General features: G+C 50.3%; 16 protein-coding genes. All 16 read right to left on the reverse strand.

The genetic code is table 11. The features are described from left to right. Nucleotides 1-4 precede the first annotated feature (4 nt). The 16 genes from cysN to rph all read right to left on the reverse strand — a co-directional run bounded on the left by cysN (nucleotide 5) and on the right by rph (nucleotide 18,023). Nucleotides 5-1,951 (reverse strand): sulfate adenylyltransferase subunit CysN, encoded by a 1,947-nt coding sequence (cysN, locus tag ABDZ76_RS03965; RefSeq protein ID WP_343801621.1) that lies wholly within the window; start codon nucleotides 1,949-1,951, stop codon nucleotides 5-7. Further along, on the reverse strand, nucleotides 1,951-2,871 hold the full coding sequence (cysD, locus tag ABDZ76_RS03970; protein WP_343801624.1) for a sulfate adenylyltransferase subunit CysD: 921 nt from the start codon (nucleotides 2,869-2,871) through the stop codon (nucleotides 1,951-1,953). The genes cysN and cysD overlap by 1 nt, the downstream gene beginning before the upstream one ends. Before the next feature lie 607 nt (nucleotides 2,872-3,478). After that, nucleotides 3,479-4,186 (reverse strand): autoinducer binding domain-containing protein, encoded by a 708-nt coding sequence (locus ABDZ76_RS03975; RefSeq protein WP_343801627.1) that lies wholly within the window; start codon nucleotides 4,184-4,186, stop codon nucleotides 3,479-3,481. A gap of 260 nt (nucleotides 4,187-4,446) precedes the next feature. Next, the gene (metH, locus tag ABDZ76_RS03980) at nucleotides 4,447-8,232 is read right to left on the reverse strand and encodes a methionine synthase (RefSeq protein ID WP_343801630.1); all 3,786 of its coding nucleotides are present in this window, start codon (nucleotides 8,230-8,232) and stop codon (nucleotides 4,447-4,449) included. A gap of 165 nt (nucleotides 8,233-8,397) precedes the next feature. After that, nucleotides 8,398-8,643 carry a hypothetical protein gene (locus ABDZ76_RS03985; RefSeq protein WP_184223333.1) on the reverse strand — a complete coding sequence of 82 codons (246 nt, stop codon included), beginning with the start codon at nucleotides 8,641-8,643 and terminating at the stop codon, nucleotides 8,398-8,400. Nucleotides 8,644-8,834: 191 nt separating this feature from the next. Then, on the reverse strand, nucleotides 8,835-9,137 hold the full coding sequence (locus tag ABDZ76_RS03990; protein WP_343801637.1) for a Dabb family protein: 303 nt from the start codon (nucleotides 9,135-9,137) through the stop codon (nucleotides 8,835-8,837). A 98-nt stretch (nucleotides 9,138-9,235) separates the two neighbouring features. Next, the gene (locus ABDZ76_RS03995) at nucleotides 9,236-9,745 is read right to left on the reverse strand and encodes a DUF934 domain-containing protein (protein WP_343801640.1); all 510 of its coding nucleotides are present in this window, start codon (nucleotides 9,743-9,745) and stop codon (nucleotides 9,236-9,238) included. Further along, nucleotides 9,742-10,497 carry a phosphoadenylyl-sulfate reductase gene (locus ABDZ76_RS04000; protein ID WP_343801643.1) on the reverse strand — a complete coding sequence of 252 codons (756 nt, stop codon included), beginning with the start codon at nucleotides 10,495-10,497 and terminating at the stop codon, nucleotides 9,742-9,744. Before ABDZ76_RS04000 ends, ABDZ76_RS03995 begins: the two co-directional genes overlap by 4 nt. Next, on the reverse strand, nucleotides 10,487-12,157 hold the full coding sequence (locus ABDZ76_RS04005; protein ID WP_343801646.1) for a nitrite/sulfite reductase: 1,671 nt from the start codon (nucleotides 12,155-12,157) through the stop codon (nucleotides 10,487-10,489). Before ABDZ76_RS04005 ends, ABDZ76_RS04000 begins: the two co-directional genes overlap by 11 nt. Before the next feature lie 24 nt (nucleotides 12,158-12,181). Beyond that, nucleotides 12,182-12,478, reverse strand: a complete 297-nt coding sequence (locus tag ABDZ76_RS04010; RefSeq protein ID WP_343801650.1) for a DUF2849 domain-containing protein — start codon at nucleotides 12,476-12,478, stop codon at nucleotides 12,182-12,184. Nucleotides 12,479-12,502: 24 nt separating this feature from the next. Next, the gene (gene cysG, locus ABDZ76_RS04015; RefSeq protein ID WP_374844529.1) at nucleotides 12,503-13,966 is read right to left on the reverse strand and encodes a siroheme synthase CysG; all 1,464 of its coding nucleotides are present in this window, start codon (nucleotides 13,964-13,966) and stop codon (nucleotides 12,503-12,505) included. Between the two features lie 116 nt (nucleotides 13,967-14,082). Next, entirely contained in the window at nucleotides 14,083-14,454 is a 372-nt protein-coding gene (locus ABDZ76_RS04020) for a YraN family protein (protein WP_343801652.1), read from the reverse strand. After that, complete coding sequence (gene rsmI / locus ABDZ76_RS04025) at nucleotides 14,451-15,353, reverse strand: 16S rRNA (cytidine(1402)-2'-O)-methyltransferase (RefSeq protein ID WP_374844530.1); 903 nt, start codon at nucleotides 15,351-15,353, stop codon at nucleotides 14,451-14,453. The genes ABDZ76_RS04020 and rsmI overlap by 4 nt, the downstream gene beginning before the upstream one ends. Before the next feature lie 42 nt (nucleotides 15,354-15,395). Continuing rightward, nucleotides 15,396-16,499, reverse strand: coding sequence for a radical SAM family heme chaperone HemW (gene hemW / locus ABDZ76_RS04030; RefSeq protein WP_374844556.1), 1,104 nt, complete (start codon nucleotides 16,497-16,499; stop codon nucleotides 15,396-15,398). Nucleotides 16,500-16,619: 120 nt separating this feature from the next. After that, entirely contained in the window at nucleotides 16,620-17,267 is a 648-nt protein-coding gene (gene rdgB, locus ABDZ76_RS04035) for an RdgB/HAM1 family non-canonical purine NTP pyrophosphatase (RefSeq protein WP_343801655.1), read from the reverse strand. 39 nt (nucleotides 17,268-17,306) lie between these two features. Next, nucleotides 17,307-18,023 carry a ribonuclease PH gene (gene rph / locus ABDZ76_RS04040; protein WP_343801658.1) on the reverse strand — a complete coding sequence of 239 codons (717 nt, stop codon included), beginning with the start codon at nucleotides 18,021-18,023 and terminating at the stop codon, nucleotides 17,307-17,309. Nucleotides 18,024-18,173: the final 150 nt, after the last annotated feature.

An 18,173-nucleotide genomic window follows, 5' to 3' on the forward strand; every position in this document is an offset into this window, starting at 1 on the left:
TTGTTTAAATCGACCAAGAATCAGTACCATAACTGCCGATTATACCGCGCTTCGTCAGATAATGCTCAATCTCAGCCAATAATTCTTCCACATTGCGCCCATCGGTTTGCAGATGCAAATCCGGCGTGTGAGGGCGCTGATAAGGGGCATCAATACCGGTGAAATCCTGTATTTCACCGGCAAGCGCCTTAGCATAAAGCCCTTTGGGGTCGCGCTCAATGCAGGTTTCAAGCGGTGTATCGACAAAGATTTCAATAAAATCCTCATCAGCAAAACGCGCCCGCAAACGATCACGATCCGCTTGTAAGGGTGTGATAAGAGCCGCCAAAACAATCAGTCCTGCATCCAGCATTAAATGCGATACATCACCGATACGGCGAATATTTTCGCTGCGATCTGCCTGACTAAATCCCAGATCGCGGTTTAACCCATGGCGCAGATTATCGCCATCAAGCAGATAGGTATGTTTGCCCAGACTATGAAGCCGCTTTTCCAATAATCCCGCTAAGGTGGATTTTCCTGAGCCGGAAAGACCGGTAAACCACAAGACAACAGGTTTTTGGAACTTCTGCTCGGCACGAGCTTTGGCATCCAGCACCACACTTTGCCAATGGATATTGCTGGCTTTATGGCCGTTTTCGCGGATCATCCCCGCAGCCACGGTTTTATTACTCACACGGTCAATCAGCACAAATGCACCGGTCGAACGCTGATTTTGATAAAGATCAAAAACCAGCGGCAAATTAAGCTGCAACTGGCAAAGCCCGATTTCATTCAAAGCCAGTTCGTGCGTATCCGACGGGGTGAAGGTTTCAATATCAATACGATGCTGAAGCTTTGTGATAGTCGCGCTCACCTGATCGGTTTCGGTGCGCAACCAATAGCTTTGTCCGGCACGTAAGGGCGCATCGTCAAAATTGATCATCTGCGCCACCAGTTGATCGCTTAAAATCGGCCGGTCATCCGTGCCGCTTAACATCGAGCCGCGAGACAAATCCAGTTCATCTTCCAAAAGAAGTGTAACCGCCTGCCCCTCGAAAGCCTCCTGCAAATCGCCTTGCGGGCTGATAATACGGCGCAATTTTGTTTGCTTGCCGGTTTTGGCAACCACGACCGTGTCGCCTATTTGCACATGGCCAGAACTGAGCGTACCGGCAAAGCCGCGAAAATTAGCATCAGGACGGCTGACATATTGCACCGGAAAACGAAAGACCTGCTCGTCAGGCGCTTTTTCCAAAGGCACCGTTTCTAAATGCGCCAGCAATGTCGGCCCCTGATACCACGGTGTTTTGACTAAATGCACACTGACATTGTCGCCAAAACGAGCAGAAATCGGAATGGCTTCGATACTGGCAAAGCCAAAATCTTTGGTCAGCTCCAAATAAGTAGCCGCAATCTCTTCAAAAACAGCTTGCGAGAAATCAACCAGATCAATCTTATTAACTGCCAGAATAATATGGCGAACGCCTAACAGGCTGGCGATAAAACTATGGCGGCGCGTCTGTGTAATCAGCCCTTGGCGCGCATCAACCAGCACAATCGCCAGATCGGCGGTTGAGGCACCGGTTGCCATATTGCGGGTATATTCGGCATGTCCCGGCGTATCAGCGACAATAAATTTTCGTTTTTTGGTCGAAAAAAACCGATAGGCCACATCAATAGTTATGCCCTGCTCGCGCTCGGCTTCCAGCCCATCCATAAGAAGCGCAAAATCAATCTCATCACCGGTTGTGCCAAATTTCCGGCTGTCATTTTTCAAATGCGCCAGCTGGTCTTCAAAAATACCCTGCGCATCATAAAGCAAGCGCCCGATCAAGGTTGATTTGCCATCATCCACCGAGCCGCAGGCTAAAAACCGCAACAGGGTTTTGTTTTCCTGCTCCTGTAAATAATCGGCGATACGGGTTTCAACACTTTCTGCGCCAGCTTGAGGCACGCCCAACAAAACCATCAGAAATATCCCTCACGCTTTTTCTTTTCCATTGAGCCGCTTTCATCGCGGTCAATCATCCGGCCTTCACGCTCGGAGGTTTTAGAGAGCAACATTTCCTCGATAATGCCGGCAAGACTGTCAGCTTCTGACGGAATAGCCCCTGTCAGCGGATAGCAACCAAGGGTGCGAAACCGCACTTTTCTTGTCACCAATTCCTCGCCCTCGCGCAACTTCATCCGATCATCATCGGCCATAATCAACATGCCGTCACGCTCGACAACGGGGCGCGGTTTTGCGAAATAAAGCGGCACCAGCGGAATATTTTCCCGCATAATATATTGCCAGATATCCAGCTCCGTCCAATTGGAAAGCGGAAACACCCGTATCGATTCACCTGTTGAAATGCGGGTATTATAAATCTTCCACATTTCAGGGCGCTGATGTTTGGGATCCCAGCCATGCTGGCTGTTGCGAAAAGAAAATATCCGCTCTTTGGCGCGCGATTTTTCTTCATCACGCCGCGCACCTCCAAAGGCCGCATCAAAGCCGTGCTTGTCCAGCGCCTGCCGCAGCGCCACGGTCTTAAACAAGTGGGTATGCACATTGGAACCATGCGAAAACGGGCCGATATTCTGCTCAACCGCATCCTGATTGATATGCACCAGCAGTTCAAAACCATCTTCGCGTGCCCGCTGATCGCGAAAGGCAATCATCTCTTTAAACTTCCATGTCGTATCGACATGCAACAACGGAAACGGCAATTTGGCCGGATAAAAAGCCTTGCGTGCCAGATGCAATAAAACGGAGGAGTCCTTGCCCACCGAATAAAGCATCACCGGCGTGGAAAAGCTTGCCGCCACTTCGCGGAAAATATGAATGGCCTCTGCTTCAAGCCTGTCCAAATGGGTGAGTGTTTTTACCGAAGCTGCCAGCTGCATGCTATCCCCCGCGATTGATCTGATGGCAGATGCAAGGTTTACAAAGCCTGCATTGTCGATGCCTTGAAATTATTATCGCGATAAGGCGTGCTGATTTAAAAGGATGAATGTGCGAAGATTCAAAAGCGCAGATAAATTCCTACTCGCTTTCAGCTCTCGTCCAGTAATATAATACCCGAAGCACTGTGCGGTGGTTTATAACATATTGATAATTCTACTAGTTTAGTGGCATTTATATAGTCGGGCAAGATTTAAGCTTTGAGTGATGTAAAACAAAAAACGCCGCGCGTTCTGGTAACGGGTGCCACCGGTTTTATCGGCCGCGCGCTTGTGCCTTTTTTTTGCAAAGCCAGGGCTATCACGTCAAAGCAACATCACGCTCACGCCAAGCCGATATGGTGCAACTGCCTGAACGGAATCCGCTTGCAGAAAATGACAAGAGACTGAGCAAGATTATCAGATTGTAAAAGTGATTTTTAAATGCGGTCTGCAATGACACTTTGGTCAGAGACCTGAGCGGACGAAAATCTGTCCTTCGCATAAAACTTTGTGGGATAAGTCAGTTCAAAAATACCTACAGACCAAACCGCTATAGGCAATAATGCAATTAAAGTAGTCCGAGTGTGCGGGCTTTCATTACAGCCTGCACTTTATTGACTGCCATCAGCTTCGATAAAACATTGCTGATGTGGAAGTTGACCGTACGGGTGGAAATACTCAGGATTGCGCCGATAATTTCCGCTGTTTTCCCTTCGCTCGTCCAGAGCAGAATTTCCCGCTCGCGCGCCGTCAGTGTCACATCCTGCATACCGGTGCTCTTTTCCACCTCCAGCAATTGATACATCGACAGATGAATAAGACTGCCAATCACCTGCATCTTGGTAGAGAGCGCCTGCAACTCTTCATCACTGATGGCTTTTTCACGCCGGATGAAGCTCAGCATACCAAACACACCATGCGCCGACCAGCACGGCACCGAAATACCGATATTAAGCCCTGACTGGCGTGCTTTTTGCCAAAGCACTGCGGCATCTGCAAAAACCGCCTCGGACCAGATCACTGGCTGATTGCTTTTCATGCCCCTACGAATGACCGGATCATTTTCATGGGCATTAGCCGCGCGATAGTCTGCCCCCCATGATGACGGGCAATTATCAAAAAGAAAAAACTTCGATTTCGAGTTCAATGCAGGAATACTGATACTATAGGTGCAATAATCAAAACCGCATTGAACAGCAAAATCCGCAATCACCTTAAACAGGCATGCAGCATCATCCACCGACCTGACGTCGCTGTAAATTCTTTCCCATAACATGTGTCAAACCCCGTGTTATTACAGGCTTCCGCATTTATACCGGAGCCTCTGATTTTATATTAAAACAAGCTTAAATATTTTAAATAAACATGCGTAATGCTATACACTTTGACAGTAACAGAAATAAAATAAACAGGCTATCATCGGCACTTGTATAGTTTTTATCTTATTTCAAAAAACAAAGACAATTATGCGCAAAAACAAAGAAGACCTGAGAATAATGACAAGTCTCAGGTCTTCTTTTTTATAGATTTTAAAGATTAAGCAGCTGATTCTTTCGTATTTGCCGCCTGTCCGGGGATATAATTAAGGATAGGTCCGAGCCAGCGCTCCACGTCCTCAACGCTCATGCCTTTACGTTGCGCATAATCTTCCACCTGATCCCGCTCAACTTTAGCCACCCCGAAATAATAACTATCCGGATGGCCGATATAGAGCCCCGACACAGAAGAACCAGGCCACATGGCATAGCTTTCGGTCAGTTCCACACCAGTTGTATTGGTGGCATCAAGCAAACGGAACAAGGTGGTTTTTTCCGTGTGATCAGGCTGCGCCGGATAACCGGGTGCCGGACGGATACCCTGATAGGCTTCAGACACCAATTCTTCATTGGTAAAGCCTTCATCCGGTGCATAACCCCAATATTCTTTACGCACCCGCTCATGCATCATTTCGGCAAAGGCTTCCGCAAAACGGTCAGCCAAAGCTTTGACCAAAATGGCCGAATAATCATCATTAGCGCGTTCAAAACGCTCCGAGATTGCCACTTCTTCAATACCGGCGGTCACCACAAAACCACCGACATAATCCGCCTTGCCGCTGTCTTTTGGTGCAACAAAATCGGACAATGCAACATTCGGGCGGTCGCCGCGCTTTGATAATTGCTGACGCAGCGTGAAGAATGTATCGGAATGCTGGTCACGGCTTTCATCGGTATAAAGCTCGATATCATCGCCCACACTATTGGCTGGCCAGAAGCCAATCACGGCACGCGGTACAAACCATTTTTCATCAATGATTTTCTTCAGCAAAGCTTGTGCATCGCTATAGAGCTGACGTGCTGCTTCACCCTGTTTTTCATCGTCCAAAATCGCCGGAAAACGCCCCTTGAGCTCCCATGTCTGGAAGAAAGGTGTCCAGTCGATATAAGACGACAATGTTTCCAGATCGATATCATCAATCACCTTGGTGCCAAGGAAGTGAGGGCGCAGTGGCTGATAATTGCTCCAATCAATTTTAAACGGATTGGCGCGCGCACTGGCCAGCGGCAGACGCTGTTTTTCTGCTTCATTACGCGCATGGGCTTCGGCCACTTTGGCATATTCATCTTTGACGGATTGAATATAGCCAGCCTTGGCATCCGGCGATAAAAGCTGCGACACGACACCCACGGCGCGACTGGCATCCACCACATAAACAGTTTGGCCGCGCTCATATTTCGGATGGATTTTCACAGCCGTATGCACGCGACTGGTGGTAGCACCACCAATCAGCAATGGCAGATCAAGCCCTTCACGCTCCATTTCGGCAGCTACATGCACCATTTCGTCCAGCGACGGCGTAATCAGACCGGAAAGGCCGATAATATCGACATTTTCCTCACGCGCGACTTGCAGGATTTTCGATGATGGCACCATCACGCCGAGATCGATGATCTCATAATTGTTGCAGGCCAGCACAACACCGACGATATTTTTACCAATATCGTGCACGTCACCTTTAACGGTTGCCATCAGCACTTTACCGGCGCTTTGACGCTCACCGTCGCCGCCGTTTAAGCGCTTTTCTTCTTCCATATAAGGCAAGAGAACCGCCACAGCCTGCTTCATCACACGGGCAGACTTAACCACCTGCGGCAGGAACATTTTGCCCGAACCAAAAAGATCACCCACCACATTCATGCCGGCCATCAACGGGCCTTCAATCACATGCAGCGGACGCTCGGCCTTTTGGCGGGCTTCTTCCGTATCGGCTTCAATAAATTCAGTAATACCATTGACCAGCGCATGAGAGATGCGTTCTTCCACGCTTAATTCGCGCCAGCTCAAATCCTTGGCTTTGGCTTCTTTACCAGCCGTACCGCGATAGCGTTCGGCAATTTCCAGCAAGCGTTCGGTCGCATCCGAGCGGCGGTTTAACACCACATCTTCGCAGGCCTCGCGCAATTCCGGATCGATGGATTCGTAAACCGCCAGCTGACCGGCATTAACGATCCCCATATCCATGCCAACCTGAATGGCATGATAGAGGAAAACCGCATGCATGGCTTCACGCACCGGCTCATTGCCACGGAACGAGAAGGACAGATTAGAAATACCACCCGACACATGCACATGCGGCAGGGTTTCAATAATGATCTTGGTCGCGCCAATAAAATCATTACCGTAATTATTATGCTCTTCAATACCGGTCGCGACCGCAAAAACGTTGGGGTCAAAGACGATATCTTCCGGCGGCAGACCAACCACCTCGGTCAGAATTTTATAAGCGCGGGTACAAATTTCAACCTTGCGCTCAAGCGTGTCAGCCTGTCCGGTTTCGTCAAAAGCCATCACCACCACAGCCGCACCATAAGCGCGCACCAGCTTGGCATGATGGATGAAGGCTTCTTCACCCTCTTTCAGCGAAATAGAATTGACCAGCGGTTTGCCCTGCACGCATTTGAGGCCTGCCTCAATGACATCCCATTTGGAGCTGTCGATCATCACCGGCACACGGGCAATATCAGGCTCGGATGCGACCAGATTGAGATATTCAACCATGACCTTCTGGCTGTCGATCAGCCCTTCGTCCATGTTGATATCAATGACCTGCGCACCATTGCTAACCTGATCACGCGCCACATCCAAAGCGGTGGCATAATCACCTTCTTTGATAAGCTTGCGGAAACGGGCAGAACCGGTGATATTGGTGCGCTCGCCCACATTGACAAACGGAATATCTTTGGTGAGCGTAAATGGCTCAAGGCCGGACAAACGCATCAATGGTTCAAGTTTAGCTGGTTTACGCGGTGGGTATTTCTTCGCAACTTCTGCCAGTGCCGCAATATGCTCAGGCGTCGAGCCACAGCAGCCGCCCATAATATTAACGAGGCCTTCACGCGCAAAATTCTCCATTTGCGCAGCCATCACTTCAGGCGTTTCATCATAACGGCCAAATTCGTTTGGCAGACCGGCATTCGGATAAGCACAAACAAATGTATCGGCTACGCTTGAAATTTCAGCCAGATGCGCGCGCATGGCGTTAGCGCCGAGCGCACAGTTAAGACCGATAGAAAATGGCTTGGCATGACGCAAAGAATACCAGAAAGCAGTTGGTGTCTGGCCGGAAAGCGTGCGCCCCGACAAATCCGTGATAGTGCCGGAAATCATCAAAGGCAGACGGATCTGCTTTTCTTCAAACACCTGTTCGCAGGCAAAAATCGCAGCCTTGGCATTCAGCGTATCAAAGATGGTTTCAATCAAAATAATATCTGCGCCACCATCAATCAGGCCATGAATTTGCTCAGCATAAGCAATGCGCAGATCATCAAACGTAACGGCACGGTAGCCCGGATTGTTCACATCAGGTGAAAGCGAAGCGGTACGGTTTGTCGGCCCCAAGGCACCGGCAACAAAACGGCGGCGGCCATCCTGTTGTTCAGCGCGGATAGCTGCACGGCGTGCCAGACGCGCCCCATCGCGGTTCAACTCATAAACCACATGCTCCATGCCGTAATCGGCTTGCGCAATGGAGGTGGAGGAGAAGGTGTTGGTTTCCAGAATATCCGCACCGGCCATCGCGTAAGAATAATGAATATCCTCAATCGCCTTCGGCTGGGTCAAGGTCAAAAGATCGTTATTGCCCTGCAAATGACATTCACAACCCAAAAACCGCTCACCACGGAAATGTTCTTCATGAAAGCCTAAGCCCTGGATCTGTGTTCCCATCGCACCATCAAGGATCATGATGCGTTCACTGGCAGCCTTTTTCAGTGCAGTGAAGATTTCAGAACCATCGGTACGCGGTGCAACAGCACCAAAAAGATCGTCAACAGAAGACGTCATAAGAATCACCAGACCTTATCAAACGGGCATAATTTTTGACTTAATGACATAAAGATATCTTTATGTCAATTTTCTAAGCATTGTTTTTAATGGCGACCTAAAACGCAATAACCCCGGATGAACCGGGGTTATTACATAAAAACCGAATAGACTGACCAGACCGGCTCAGGTCACATAAGCAGTGATAGATGCACCAACCAGCGCAATCGCTGCCGCAATCATCACGCCATAAAGGCGCGGCTTGTCAAAAATAACCGCAAAAGCCGAGAACCAGGCAACAACAGCAGCACCCAGAGCAAACAAAAAGCCCGGCTTGTCATGCGCGACGATATTAACAGCCATAAGACCACCAATGATCAGAGCGCCGAATACGATCATCAGACCTGTGGCATATTTTTCATAATCGTCCATTTGTAGTTCCTGATTGATTGACCTGACAAGAGGCCGGAAGATTTGTTGTTCATACGCCGAATGCGAAAAGTTAATCAAGCTCACGCTTACACAACCACTATTCGTGCCATTCTTCAACATTTCTGTTGTCAGACCTTACATAAACACTGTGGTTTTTGTGTTCAACGTGCCAATTTTACAAAAAACTGCCCTTAGACTGTGCCACCAAGCAATGTTTCCACATCGGCGGAAAAGCGCATCTCGCGCATCGGGCGCACATATTGGGTGGTCGCAGCATAGATAGGGTCTGCCTTAAACGCAAAGAGTGCGGCTTCATCTTTAAACTCGCCATAGACCACCAGATCAATCCGGTCGCACATCGGGTCAACTTTACTGTTCGGCAAAACTTCAAACACATCCGAATGCGGAATGGCTTTCAGGCGCTCCAGCCCTTCGCGCACCACATCAATATCCTGCCCCTCTTTGACGCTAAAAAATACGATATGACGGATCATTTTCACTTCATTCCCGTTACAAGATATGCGCTCATTGTAGATATGGGCTTATTACCCCATCCGGGCTCAAACGAAAATGCCTGAATATCGGTTTTTATCTATTCCCTGAAACGGCGCCAGCTAAACTCGCCTTTCTGACGTACCGAACCGGAGCCCGGCTGATAATAATGAGGCGTATCGACCAATTCCCCTGCCTGTAAACGCTTCACAGCCGTTGGATGACGCACTTCCAGCGTATCAAAACCGGAACGCAGCATCAAAGCCGCCTGATCAATCAGCACATCGCCTACGGCACGCAGCTCCCCTTTAAAGCCTTGCGCTCGCAAAAGCTCCGCCTTGGAATAAGAGCGCCCGTCATTAAAAGCCGGAAAATCCAGCGCAATCAGCGACAATCGGTCAAGGGTAGAAAAAAGCTGCGTGATATCCTCACCCGCTTCCACCCGCACCCCCAATCTATGATTGGTTTGCGCGTAATAAGCCTCGCCTTCCTGCAACCAGATATTGAGCGGCAACAACACCGCTTCTGCATCTGTCTCCTCAGACAAATCTTGCCGAAACTGATAATCATCCGGCTTGAAACCATCTGCCGTCCACAAATAAGCACTCATTTAATCGCTCCCTTTTGCTCCAGCTGTTGCGTCAAGCCACTCAAATGAATGCCGCATTCGGTTTTATCTGAGCCCGCCCAACGTCCCGCGCGCTGATCCTCGCCCTCTTCAACGGGGCGGGTACAGGGCATGCAACCAATGGAGCGATAATTTTGCAAAGTCAGCGGATGCTCCAGCAGATCATGATGCCGCATATAGGTAATGAGATCATCACTTTGCCAATGCGCCAGCGGATTGATGCGAATGCGCACACCAACCGCCTCAAAGCTCGGCAAGTGCTGGCGTGTTGCAGCCTGAAACTGTTTGCGTCCTGTCATCCAAGCTTTAAACGGTGCAACCGCCCGCGTCATCGGCTCGACTTTGCGCAAAAAGCAACAGCGGTCTTTGTCCGTCATCGATAAAGCGCCATAAGGGTCATCACGCCGCAAACTTTCAGTGAGGGGCGTAATATCCTGCACATTTTGCAAGCCCAATTGTTGCGTCAACTGATGGCGATAATCCAATGTCGCAGTGAAATGCTTGCCCGTATCTAAAAACAGCACCGGAATATTGGGATCAATTTGCGCCACCATATGCAAAAGCACCGCTGATTCCGCTCCGAAAGAAGAAACCAGCGCCAAGGCTCTCAAACCAAAAACCCTGTGAGCCTGCTCGATAATCACCTGTGGCTCACGCGCGCCGTGGCTTGCTTCCAGCAAACGTGCCTGTGCCGCCACCCGTATCTCTTGGTTTAGCTGTGGCTCAGGCGGCATGGGCAGGCTCGCCGTAAAGGGCTTGCTTGAACGGTTCTGCCCCCAGACGGCGATACGCCGTCAGGAAGGTTTCAGCTGCATCAAGCCGCACCTCCAGATAAGCATCGACCAGCTTTTCAATCGCATCGACAATATCTTCAGACGAAAAACCCCGCCCGATAATATCACCGATACTGGTATGTGCATCGGCCGAACCACCCAGCGTTATCTGATAGAGTTCCTCGCCCTTTTTCTCCACGCCCAAAATGCCGATATGACCAACATGATGATGGCCGCAAGCATTGATGCAGCCGGAAATTTTAATCTTCAGATCACCAATATCAAGCTGGCGCTGATGGTCACCAAAACGCTGGCTGATACGCTGCGCCACCGGAATGGCACGCGCATTGGCAAGCGAGCAATAATCAAGCCCCGGGCAGGCAATAATATCGGTAATCAACCCTGCATTGGCGGTCACCAATTGCTCGGTTTTCAGTGCATCATAAACCGCTTTCAGATCAGCCAAGGCCACATGCGGCAGCACCAGATTTTGCTCGTGACTGACGCGGATTTCATCGAACGAAAAACGCTGCGCAACATCGGCAATCAGTTCCATTTGTTCGGCATTGGCATCGCCCGGAATACCGCCAATGGGTTTTAGGGAAATTGTCACCACACCATAATCAGGATGTTTATGACGCGTTACATTTTGCGCCACCCATGCGCTGAAACCCTGATCGGCCTTTTGGGCTTGTGCCAATAATACCCAACCTTCAGACCGCTCAGGCAAATCCGGCATTTTGAAATAATGCTGAATGGCATCAATGTCGCTTTGCGGCAGTTGCAAATCCGAATGTCTAATTGCTTCCCATTGCGCTTCAATTTCCTGTGCCAGTTCGTCAATGCCGGTTTCGTGCACCAGAATTTTGATGCGCGCTTTATATTTATTATCGCGGCGCCCGTGCAAATTATAAACCCGCACAATCGCCGTGATATAAGTCAGCATATCTTCAACCGGCAAAAATTCACGGATTTTGCGCGCCACCATCGGCGTGCGTCCCTGCCCGCCACCAATATAGACACTCAAGCCCAAAGCACCCGCTTCGTTTTTCTTCAGCTGCAAGCCGATATCATGCACCTGAATGGCGGCGCGGTCATTATCAGCACCAACAATCGCAATCTTAAATTTACGCGGCAGATAAGAAAACTCCGGATGCAGCGACGACCACTGCCGCAAAATCTCGGCAAAAGGGCGCGGATCAGCCACTTCATCGGCAGCCGCACCGGCAAAATGATCGGCCGTCACATTGCGGATGCAGTTGCCCGATGTTTGAATGGCGTGCATTTCCACTTCCGCCAATTCATCTAAAATGGCTGGCACATCTTTCAAGGCCGGCCAGTTGAACTGGATATTCTGTCTGGTGGTGAAATGGCCATAACCACGGTCATAGCGCCGTGCAATCGAGCCCAGTTTGCGCAATTGCCGCGATGACAAAGTGCCGTAAGGAATAGCGACCCGCAGCATATAGGCGTGCAATTGCAGATAAAGACCATTCATCAACCGCAAGGGTTTGAACTGGTCTTCACTCATTTCACCAGAGAGGCGACGCTCTACCTGATCTTTAAACTGGGCAACACGCGCTTTCACAAAATCGCGGTCAAACTCGTCATAACGATACATAGTCTGGCCTTTTAAAACGGAGAATTAATAAGCAGGCTTTGCAGTTCCAAATGTCACAATGGTCGGGCCGCTCACTCTGATGCGCTCGCGCAGACGCAACGGGCTTAAGCCCTCGTCATTGTCTTCCACCTCAATGACATTGACATCCACCACTTCATCAAAAAGCGAGGCTGCGCGCCCTGCCGCTTCCAGCGCTTCCACGGCTTGTGCATGACGCGCAACCAAAGCGCCTTTCAGGTTTTTTTGCCATTTGCCATCAGCCCCCAGCCACACAGCCACACCATCCAGCAAACGATTGGCAGTCAGAACTTTTACAACCATGATTTTCGCTCCTGATTTAATGTTTCAAGCCGCAGCAAAATGTTGCTGCCGGCTTAAAGGCTCTGCATTTTTTAACGACGCACCAGCGACCGCCTCGCCGATGATCACCATCACCGGCCCGTGCAAATCTTCACGTAAGCTTAAGTCCGGCAAATCTTTCAAAGTGCCGTGAAAAAGTCGCTTGTCCTGACGGCTGGCATTTTCAATTGCCGCGACACTCGTATCAGCGGGCAAACCAGCGCTCATCAAGCGTGAAGCCACATCACCTGCCACACTGCGCCCCATATAAATGGCAATCGTTGCACCTGAGACAGCCAGACGCGCCCAATCCGGTAAGGTTTCGCCCTGCATGTCGTGTCCGGTGGTAAAAATCAGCGATGAAGCAACACCGCGTAATGTCAGCGGCAATTCCATATCGGCAGCGGCGGCAAAAGCCGATGTTATGCCGGGCACCACTTCAAACGAAATATTTGCCGCTCTCAGCGCTGCCATTTCTTCGCCTGCGCGCCCATAAATCAACGGATCACCGGATTTTAACCGCACCACCTGTTTGCCAAGACGCGCCTCATCAACCAGCAACTGGCTGATCTCATCCTGACTTTTAGAATGGCAGCCTTTGCGTTTACCAACCAAAATGCGGGTTGCATCACGTCTGCCCATTGCCACAATTGCTTCCGGCACCAGCGCATCATAAATGATCACATCCGCATTCATCAGCACACGATGAGCACGTAGCGTGAGCAAATCTTCGGCTCCGGCTCCCGCCCCCACCAACCAGACATAGCCGGTTTGTTTTTGGGCACTGTGTTGAATGCTGGCATTTTGCAACAAGATGCGCGCTTCATCATGGGCAGCTTTTTCATTTCCACCTTCGAGTGCCGCGGCAACCCTGCCTTCAAAAAAGCTACGCCAGAAATTGCGCCGTGCTGCCCCTTTTTCAATCAGGGCATCAGCCTGTGCCCGAAATTGCACCGCCAACCTTGCCAATGCGCCTAATTGCGGCGCTAGCATTCCCTCAATCCGCGCACGGATCATTTGGGTTAAAACAGGCCCCGCCCCTTCCGAACCGATAGCAATGGTTACCGGCGCACGATTGACAATGGCAGGGGTCAGAAAATCACAAAGCTGCGGGCGATCAACCACATTAACCGGAATGTGATGCGCCTGAATGCGCTTTGCCAAAACATAATCAGTTGCTTTGTCACCACTAGCAATAAAGACCAGTTTTGCGTCGAGAAAATCCGTGTCTTTCACATCACGGGCAAAATTTTCGATGGCTGTTTCACGCAGAAAATCCGCCAGAACAGGTTCAGGATGATCAGCGACAATGCGGATGCGGGCTTGGGTCTGGTGCAAAAGCCGTGCCTTATTCAGCGCTTCTTCGCCATTGCCGATTACCAGCACCGGCTTGTCAGCAACGCGGAAAAAAACCGGAAAATCGGCTAAAAGAGAAACAGATTCTGACACTCTACCCACCCTTTCAAACATAAAGAGCAGTATCGCCTAACGGCTAGAGCTTGATAAGAAATGCGCTTGCGCGGCGGGCCTATGAATAGCAATTGCTTTTCTGCGCTTCCACGCGCGGAAGGTTTTTCATTCCCGAATTAACGGCTCATGAAAAAGGCCGGATAATGTGCAGGCCAACGCATAGGGCGCACAATGATGAGATCAAAGCGCAATGAAAGCTGCGCATAATCAGGCTGTCTGGCGAGCCATAAATCGGCTGCCGCTTCTATGCGGCGCATGGATTGCACATCCACCGCATCCATTGCCGATGCAGTTTGAGCACGCGCTTTCACTTCAACAATCAGCACCTGATTGCCGCGTCGTGCAATCAGGTCAATTTCGCCAAGTTTGGTGCGATAACGGCGCTCAATAATCCTGTAGCCTTTGAGCATCAAGCTAAAACTTGCCAGAAATTCGGCGCGATGTCCTAAGGAAAATGCTGCCTGACGCTTTTCCTTAAATTTATTCATTCGCTGCTCTTAAGCGCAATCAGCCGCTGATAAAGATCAGACTTTTTCGCGCCCGTCATACGGGCAGCTTCTGCCGCTGCTTTTGATGTCGGCATTTCCTGAGCGAGTGACAACAGCAACTTGTCCATGTCTTGAGCACTTGTAACCACGGCCTGTTCTTCCGGCGGCGCCACCAGCAAAACCACTTCACCGCGAATACGGTCTTCGCCATCATAGGTTTCAGACAATTCACGCAAAGGAGCCGTGACAACCGTTTCATAAGCCTTGGTCAGCTCGCGGCACAAAGCGCCTTCGCGGGTTTCACCAAACACATGCACCATATCACTTAAGGCAGCGGCGGCACGATTAGGTGATTCAAAGAAAATCAGCGTCGTATCAATGGCTTTCAGCGCTTCTAACCGCGCACGGCGCTGGCCTTGTTTGGGCGGCAAAAACCCGCAAAACATAAATGTATCAGTCGGCAAACCTGTGGCAGTCAAAGCCGCCAGAACGGCAGAAGCCCCCGGAACCGGAACCACTTTGATGCCTGAGCTACGTGCCTCGCCCACCAAACGAAAGCCCGGATCAGAAACAAGCGGTGTGCCGGCATCAGACACCAGCGCCACACTTTTGCCCTCCATCAGAGCGGCAATCAATTTGGGCCCTGCTTCCGTTGCATTATGCTCATGATAAGCAACGGGGCGACGTGTAACGCCAAATCGGTCAAGCAATACGCGTGTTACTCGCGTATCTTCACATGCCAGAATATCGGCACCGGCAATGGTTTCAATACCACGCAGGGTCATATCGCCTAAGTTTCCGATAGGGGTCGAGACAATATAAAGCGCTGGCTCCAAAGGGCGTGCCCGTTGCGGAACACCACCAATGACATAATCACGCGATTTAACTTCGTCTTCCACCAGCAAAAACCTTAAAAAATTCAATCACCGAAGTGAATAACATTATAATGACAGATCAGCCACCACTGCATCCAGCAATAATGATCCGGCAGGCGTGGCGCGAATGAAATCATCATTCATGCGTTCAAGCGCTCCCTGCTCGATCAAGCGGTTCAGGCGGTCTTCATTAATAGTGTGACCAGTCAGGCGCTGATAGCGGCGCAAATCAACCCCTTCACGCAGACGCAAACCCATCATCAGAAACTCGTCGCCTTGCTGATTACCGTTGAGATGCTCCTGCTCAACAATACCGTGGCCGGTATTTTCAACCCGCTCCAGCCATGTTTCAGGATGTTTTTCGGTAATCGTCACCGTACGCGTATCATTTTCAATGAAGCGGCCATGCGCCCCCGGCCCCACACCAACATATTGGCCATAGCGCCAATAAACCAGATTATGCTGCGATTCACGCCCCGGAACCGCATGATTGGAAACTTCATAAGCCGGAAGCCCGTGCTCGGCAGTCACTCTTTGCGTTTCCTCATAAAGCGCTGCGGCATGATCCGGCTCCGGTGTCACCAGTTTTCCGGCCTTCCAAAGATTATAAAACTGCGTGCCTTCTTCAATTGTCAGCTGATAAAGCGACAAATGATCGGCGGCCAGTGAAATGGCTTCTTTCAACTCGTCACGCCAGTCTTCAATGGTTTGGTCAGGGCGGGCATAAATCAGATCAAATGAGAGACGTGGGAAAATCTCACGCGCCAGACCGATTGCCACTTTTGCCTCATCGACCGAATGCAAACGGCCAAGACGGCGCAGATCACGATCATTCAATGCCTGCACACCAAGCGACACACGATTAACACCGGCCGCACGATAGCCGCGAAAACGATCCGCTTCCACACTGGTCGGATTGGCTTCAAGTGAGATTTCAATATTGTCGGCAACTGACCAACGTTTGGCAATACCATCCAAAAGCGAAGCAACCGTTGCAGGCTGCATCAAAGAAGGCGTACCACCGCCCAAAAAAATACTGGTAACCGTGCGCGGCCCTGTACGTTCGCGCAGAGTTTCCATTTCACGATTAAAGGCGGCTGCAAAGCGTTCCTGATCCACCGGCTGGTGGCGCACATGGCTGTTGAAGTCACAATATGGGCATTTGGCCATGCAAAACGGCCAATGCAGATAAATGCCAAAAGCATTTTCCCCATCAGAGGTTGCGATCGGGTGCTGCAAAGCCTGCGCGGTGTTCAGTTCCAAACTTTTTAATACCTATTTTCAATAAAATTATTCGATGCCCAATAGATCACGGGCGAAAAGCTGGAAGGCACGGGCACGATGCGAGAGCGCATGTTTGTCACCCGGTTTCCAGCCATGTTTTTCCTGCGCGGTCATCTCGCCAAATGTCTTGTCATAGCCATCCGGCAAAAAGACAGGATCAAAGCCAAAGCCCAATTCACCGCGTGGTGGCCAAACCAGCTGACCTTCCACTTCGCCGCGATAATACTCAGCTGAACCATCAGGCTTAGCCAGACAAATCACCGACACGAAACGGCCTTTACGTTGTTGCGGTTCAGTGGCACCTTTAGCCTGCATAGCATCTTCAACCTTGCCCATTGCCATGGCAAAATCACGGCTGCCATCAGGCAATTCTGCCCAATTAGCGGTATAAACTCCCGGGTTTCCGTCAAGTGCATCAACGACAAGGCCTGAATCATCAGACAAAGCCGGCAATCCTGTGGCGCTGGCCGCAGCATAGGCTTTGATATAAGCATTTTCTTCAAATGTGGTGCCGGTTTCATCAGGCTCCGGCAGTCCGAGCTGACCGGCAGACTGTGTTTCAAAACCGAATGGCCCCAACAGATCATCAAATTCGCGCAGCTTTCCTGCATTATGCGAGGCAACGACCAGCTTGGTTTCTTCAAGTTTTTTCATAGTTTCAGCACCACATTCAAATTTTTATCAATCAGACAATCAGGCTACAGCCATTTTCTGCAAAGAAACCAGACGGTTTACGCCGGTTTTGGCCAAAGCCATCAGATTGGCAAATTCTTCTTCGGAGAAAGGAACACCTTCAGCCGTACCCTGAATTTCAACAATGCCGCCTGAACCGGTCATAACGAAATTCGCATCGGTCTGAGCGGCTGAATCTTCCGGATAATCCAGATCAAGCACCGGTGTGCCTTCATAAATACCGCAGGAAATTGCAGCAACATGGTCTTTCAGCACTTTGTCGAGCTTGACCATCTGACGGCTTTCCATCCAGCGCAGGCAATCATGCAGCGCTAGCCAGCCACCGGTAATCGCCGCGGTACGGGTGCCGCCGTCAGCCTGAATAACATCGCAGTCAACAGTAATCTGAAACTCGCCCAAAGCCTGCATATCAACAACCGCACGCAGCGAGCGGCCGATCAGACGCTGGATTTCCTGTGTGCGGCCACCCTGCTTGCCAGCGGCTGCTTCACGGCGCATACGGTCACCTGTTGAACGTGGCAGCATGCCATATTCCGCAGTGACCCAACCTTTACCGGTATTACGCATCCAGCCCGGCACTTTTTCTTCCAAGCTTGCAGTGCACAGCACATGTGTATCGCCAAATTTGACGAGGCAAGAGCCTTCCGCATGTTTGGAAATACCACGCTCGAAAGAAACAGCCCGCATTTCATCGGCTGCACGATTGGATGGACGCATAAGATTTAACCCCGATTCATATAAGAAGTTTCTGCTTTTAAGCCGCAATGACGCAAATAGAAAGGCATTTCACAAGCCAGTTTTTATCATAGCCTTTACACAACTGTTTTAACAGTTTCATTCAAAGTCTTTGACCTTGGCACTTGCCAC

It is taken from the genome of Paenochrobactrum glaciei (assembly GCF_039522165.1).
GTDB classification, from domain to species: Bacteria; Pseudomonadota; Alphaproteobacteria; order Rhizobiales; family Rhizobiaceae; genus Paenochrobactrum; species Paenochrobactrum glaciei.

What these genes read in the sequence shown, in the direction of transcription:
- hemW (WP_374844556.1), bottom strand. Translation starts at nt 16,499, where the DNA reads ATGGCCAAATGCCCATATTGTGACTTCAACAGCCATGTGCGCCACCAG.
- cysG (WP_374844529.1), bottom strand. Translation starts at nt 13,966, where the DNA reads ATGTTTGAAAGGGTGGGTAGAGTGTCAGAATCTGTTTCTCTTTTAGCC.
- metH (WP_343801630.1), bottom strand. Translation starts at nt 8,232, where the DNA reads ATGACGTCTTCTGTTGACGATCTTTTTGGTGCTGTTGCACCGCGTACC.
- ABDZ76_RS04000 (WP_343801643.1), bottom strand. Translation starts at nt 10,497, where the DNA reads ATGCCGCCTGAGCCACAGCTAAACCAAGAGATACGGGTGGCGGCACAG.
- ABDZ76_RS03975 (WP_343801627.1), bottom strand. Translation starts at nt 4,186, where the DNA reads ATGTTATGGGAAAGAATTTACAGCGACGTCAGGTCGGTGGATGATGCT.
- rph (WP_343801658.1), bottom strand. Translation starts at nt 18,023, where the DNA reads ATGCGTCCATCCAATCGTGCAGCCGATGAAATGCGGGCTGTTTCTTTC.
- ABDZ76_RS03990 (WP_343801637.1), bottom strand. Translation starts at nt 9,137, where the DNA reads ATGATCCGTCATATCGTATTTTTTAGCGTCAAAGAGGGGCAGGATATT.
- ABDZ76_RS04010 (WP_343801650.1), bottom strand. Translation starts at nt 12,478, where the DNA reads ATGGTTGTAAAAGTTCTGACTGCCAATCGTTTGCTGGATGGTGTGGCT.
- cysD (WP_343801624.1), bottom strand. Translation starts at nt 2,871, where the DNA reads ATGCAGCTGGCAGCTTCGGTAAAAACACTCACCCATTTGGACAGGCTT.
- ABDZ76_RS03985 (WP_184223333.1), bottom strand. Translation starts at nt 8,643, where the DNA reads ATGGACGATTATGAAAAATATGCCACAGGTCTGATGATCGTATTCGGC.
- ABDZ76_RS03995 (WP_343801640.1), bottom strand. Translation starts at nt 9,745, where the DNA reads ATGAGTGCTTATTTGTGGACGGCAGATGGTTTCAAGCCGGATGATTAT.
- ABDZ76_RS04005 (WP_343801646.1), bottom strand. Translation starts at nt 12,157, where the DNA reads ATGTATCGTTATGACGAGTTTGACCGCGATTTTGTGAAAGCGCGTGTT.
- cysN (WP_343801621.1), bottom strand. Translation starts at nt 1,951, where the DNA reads ATGGTTTTGTTGGGCGTGCCTCAAGCTGGCGCAGAAAGTGTTGAAACC.
- rdgB (WP_343801655.1), bottom strand. Translation starts at nt 17,267, where the DNA reads ATGAAAAAACTTGAAGAAACCAAGCTGGTCGTTGCCTCGCATAATGCA.
- ABDZ76_RS04020 (WP_343801652.1), bottom strand. Translation starts at nt 14,454, where the DNA reads ATGAATAAATTTAAGGAAAAGCGTCAGGCAGCATTTTCCTTAGGACAT.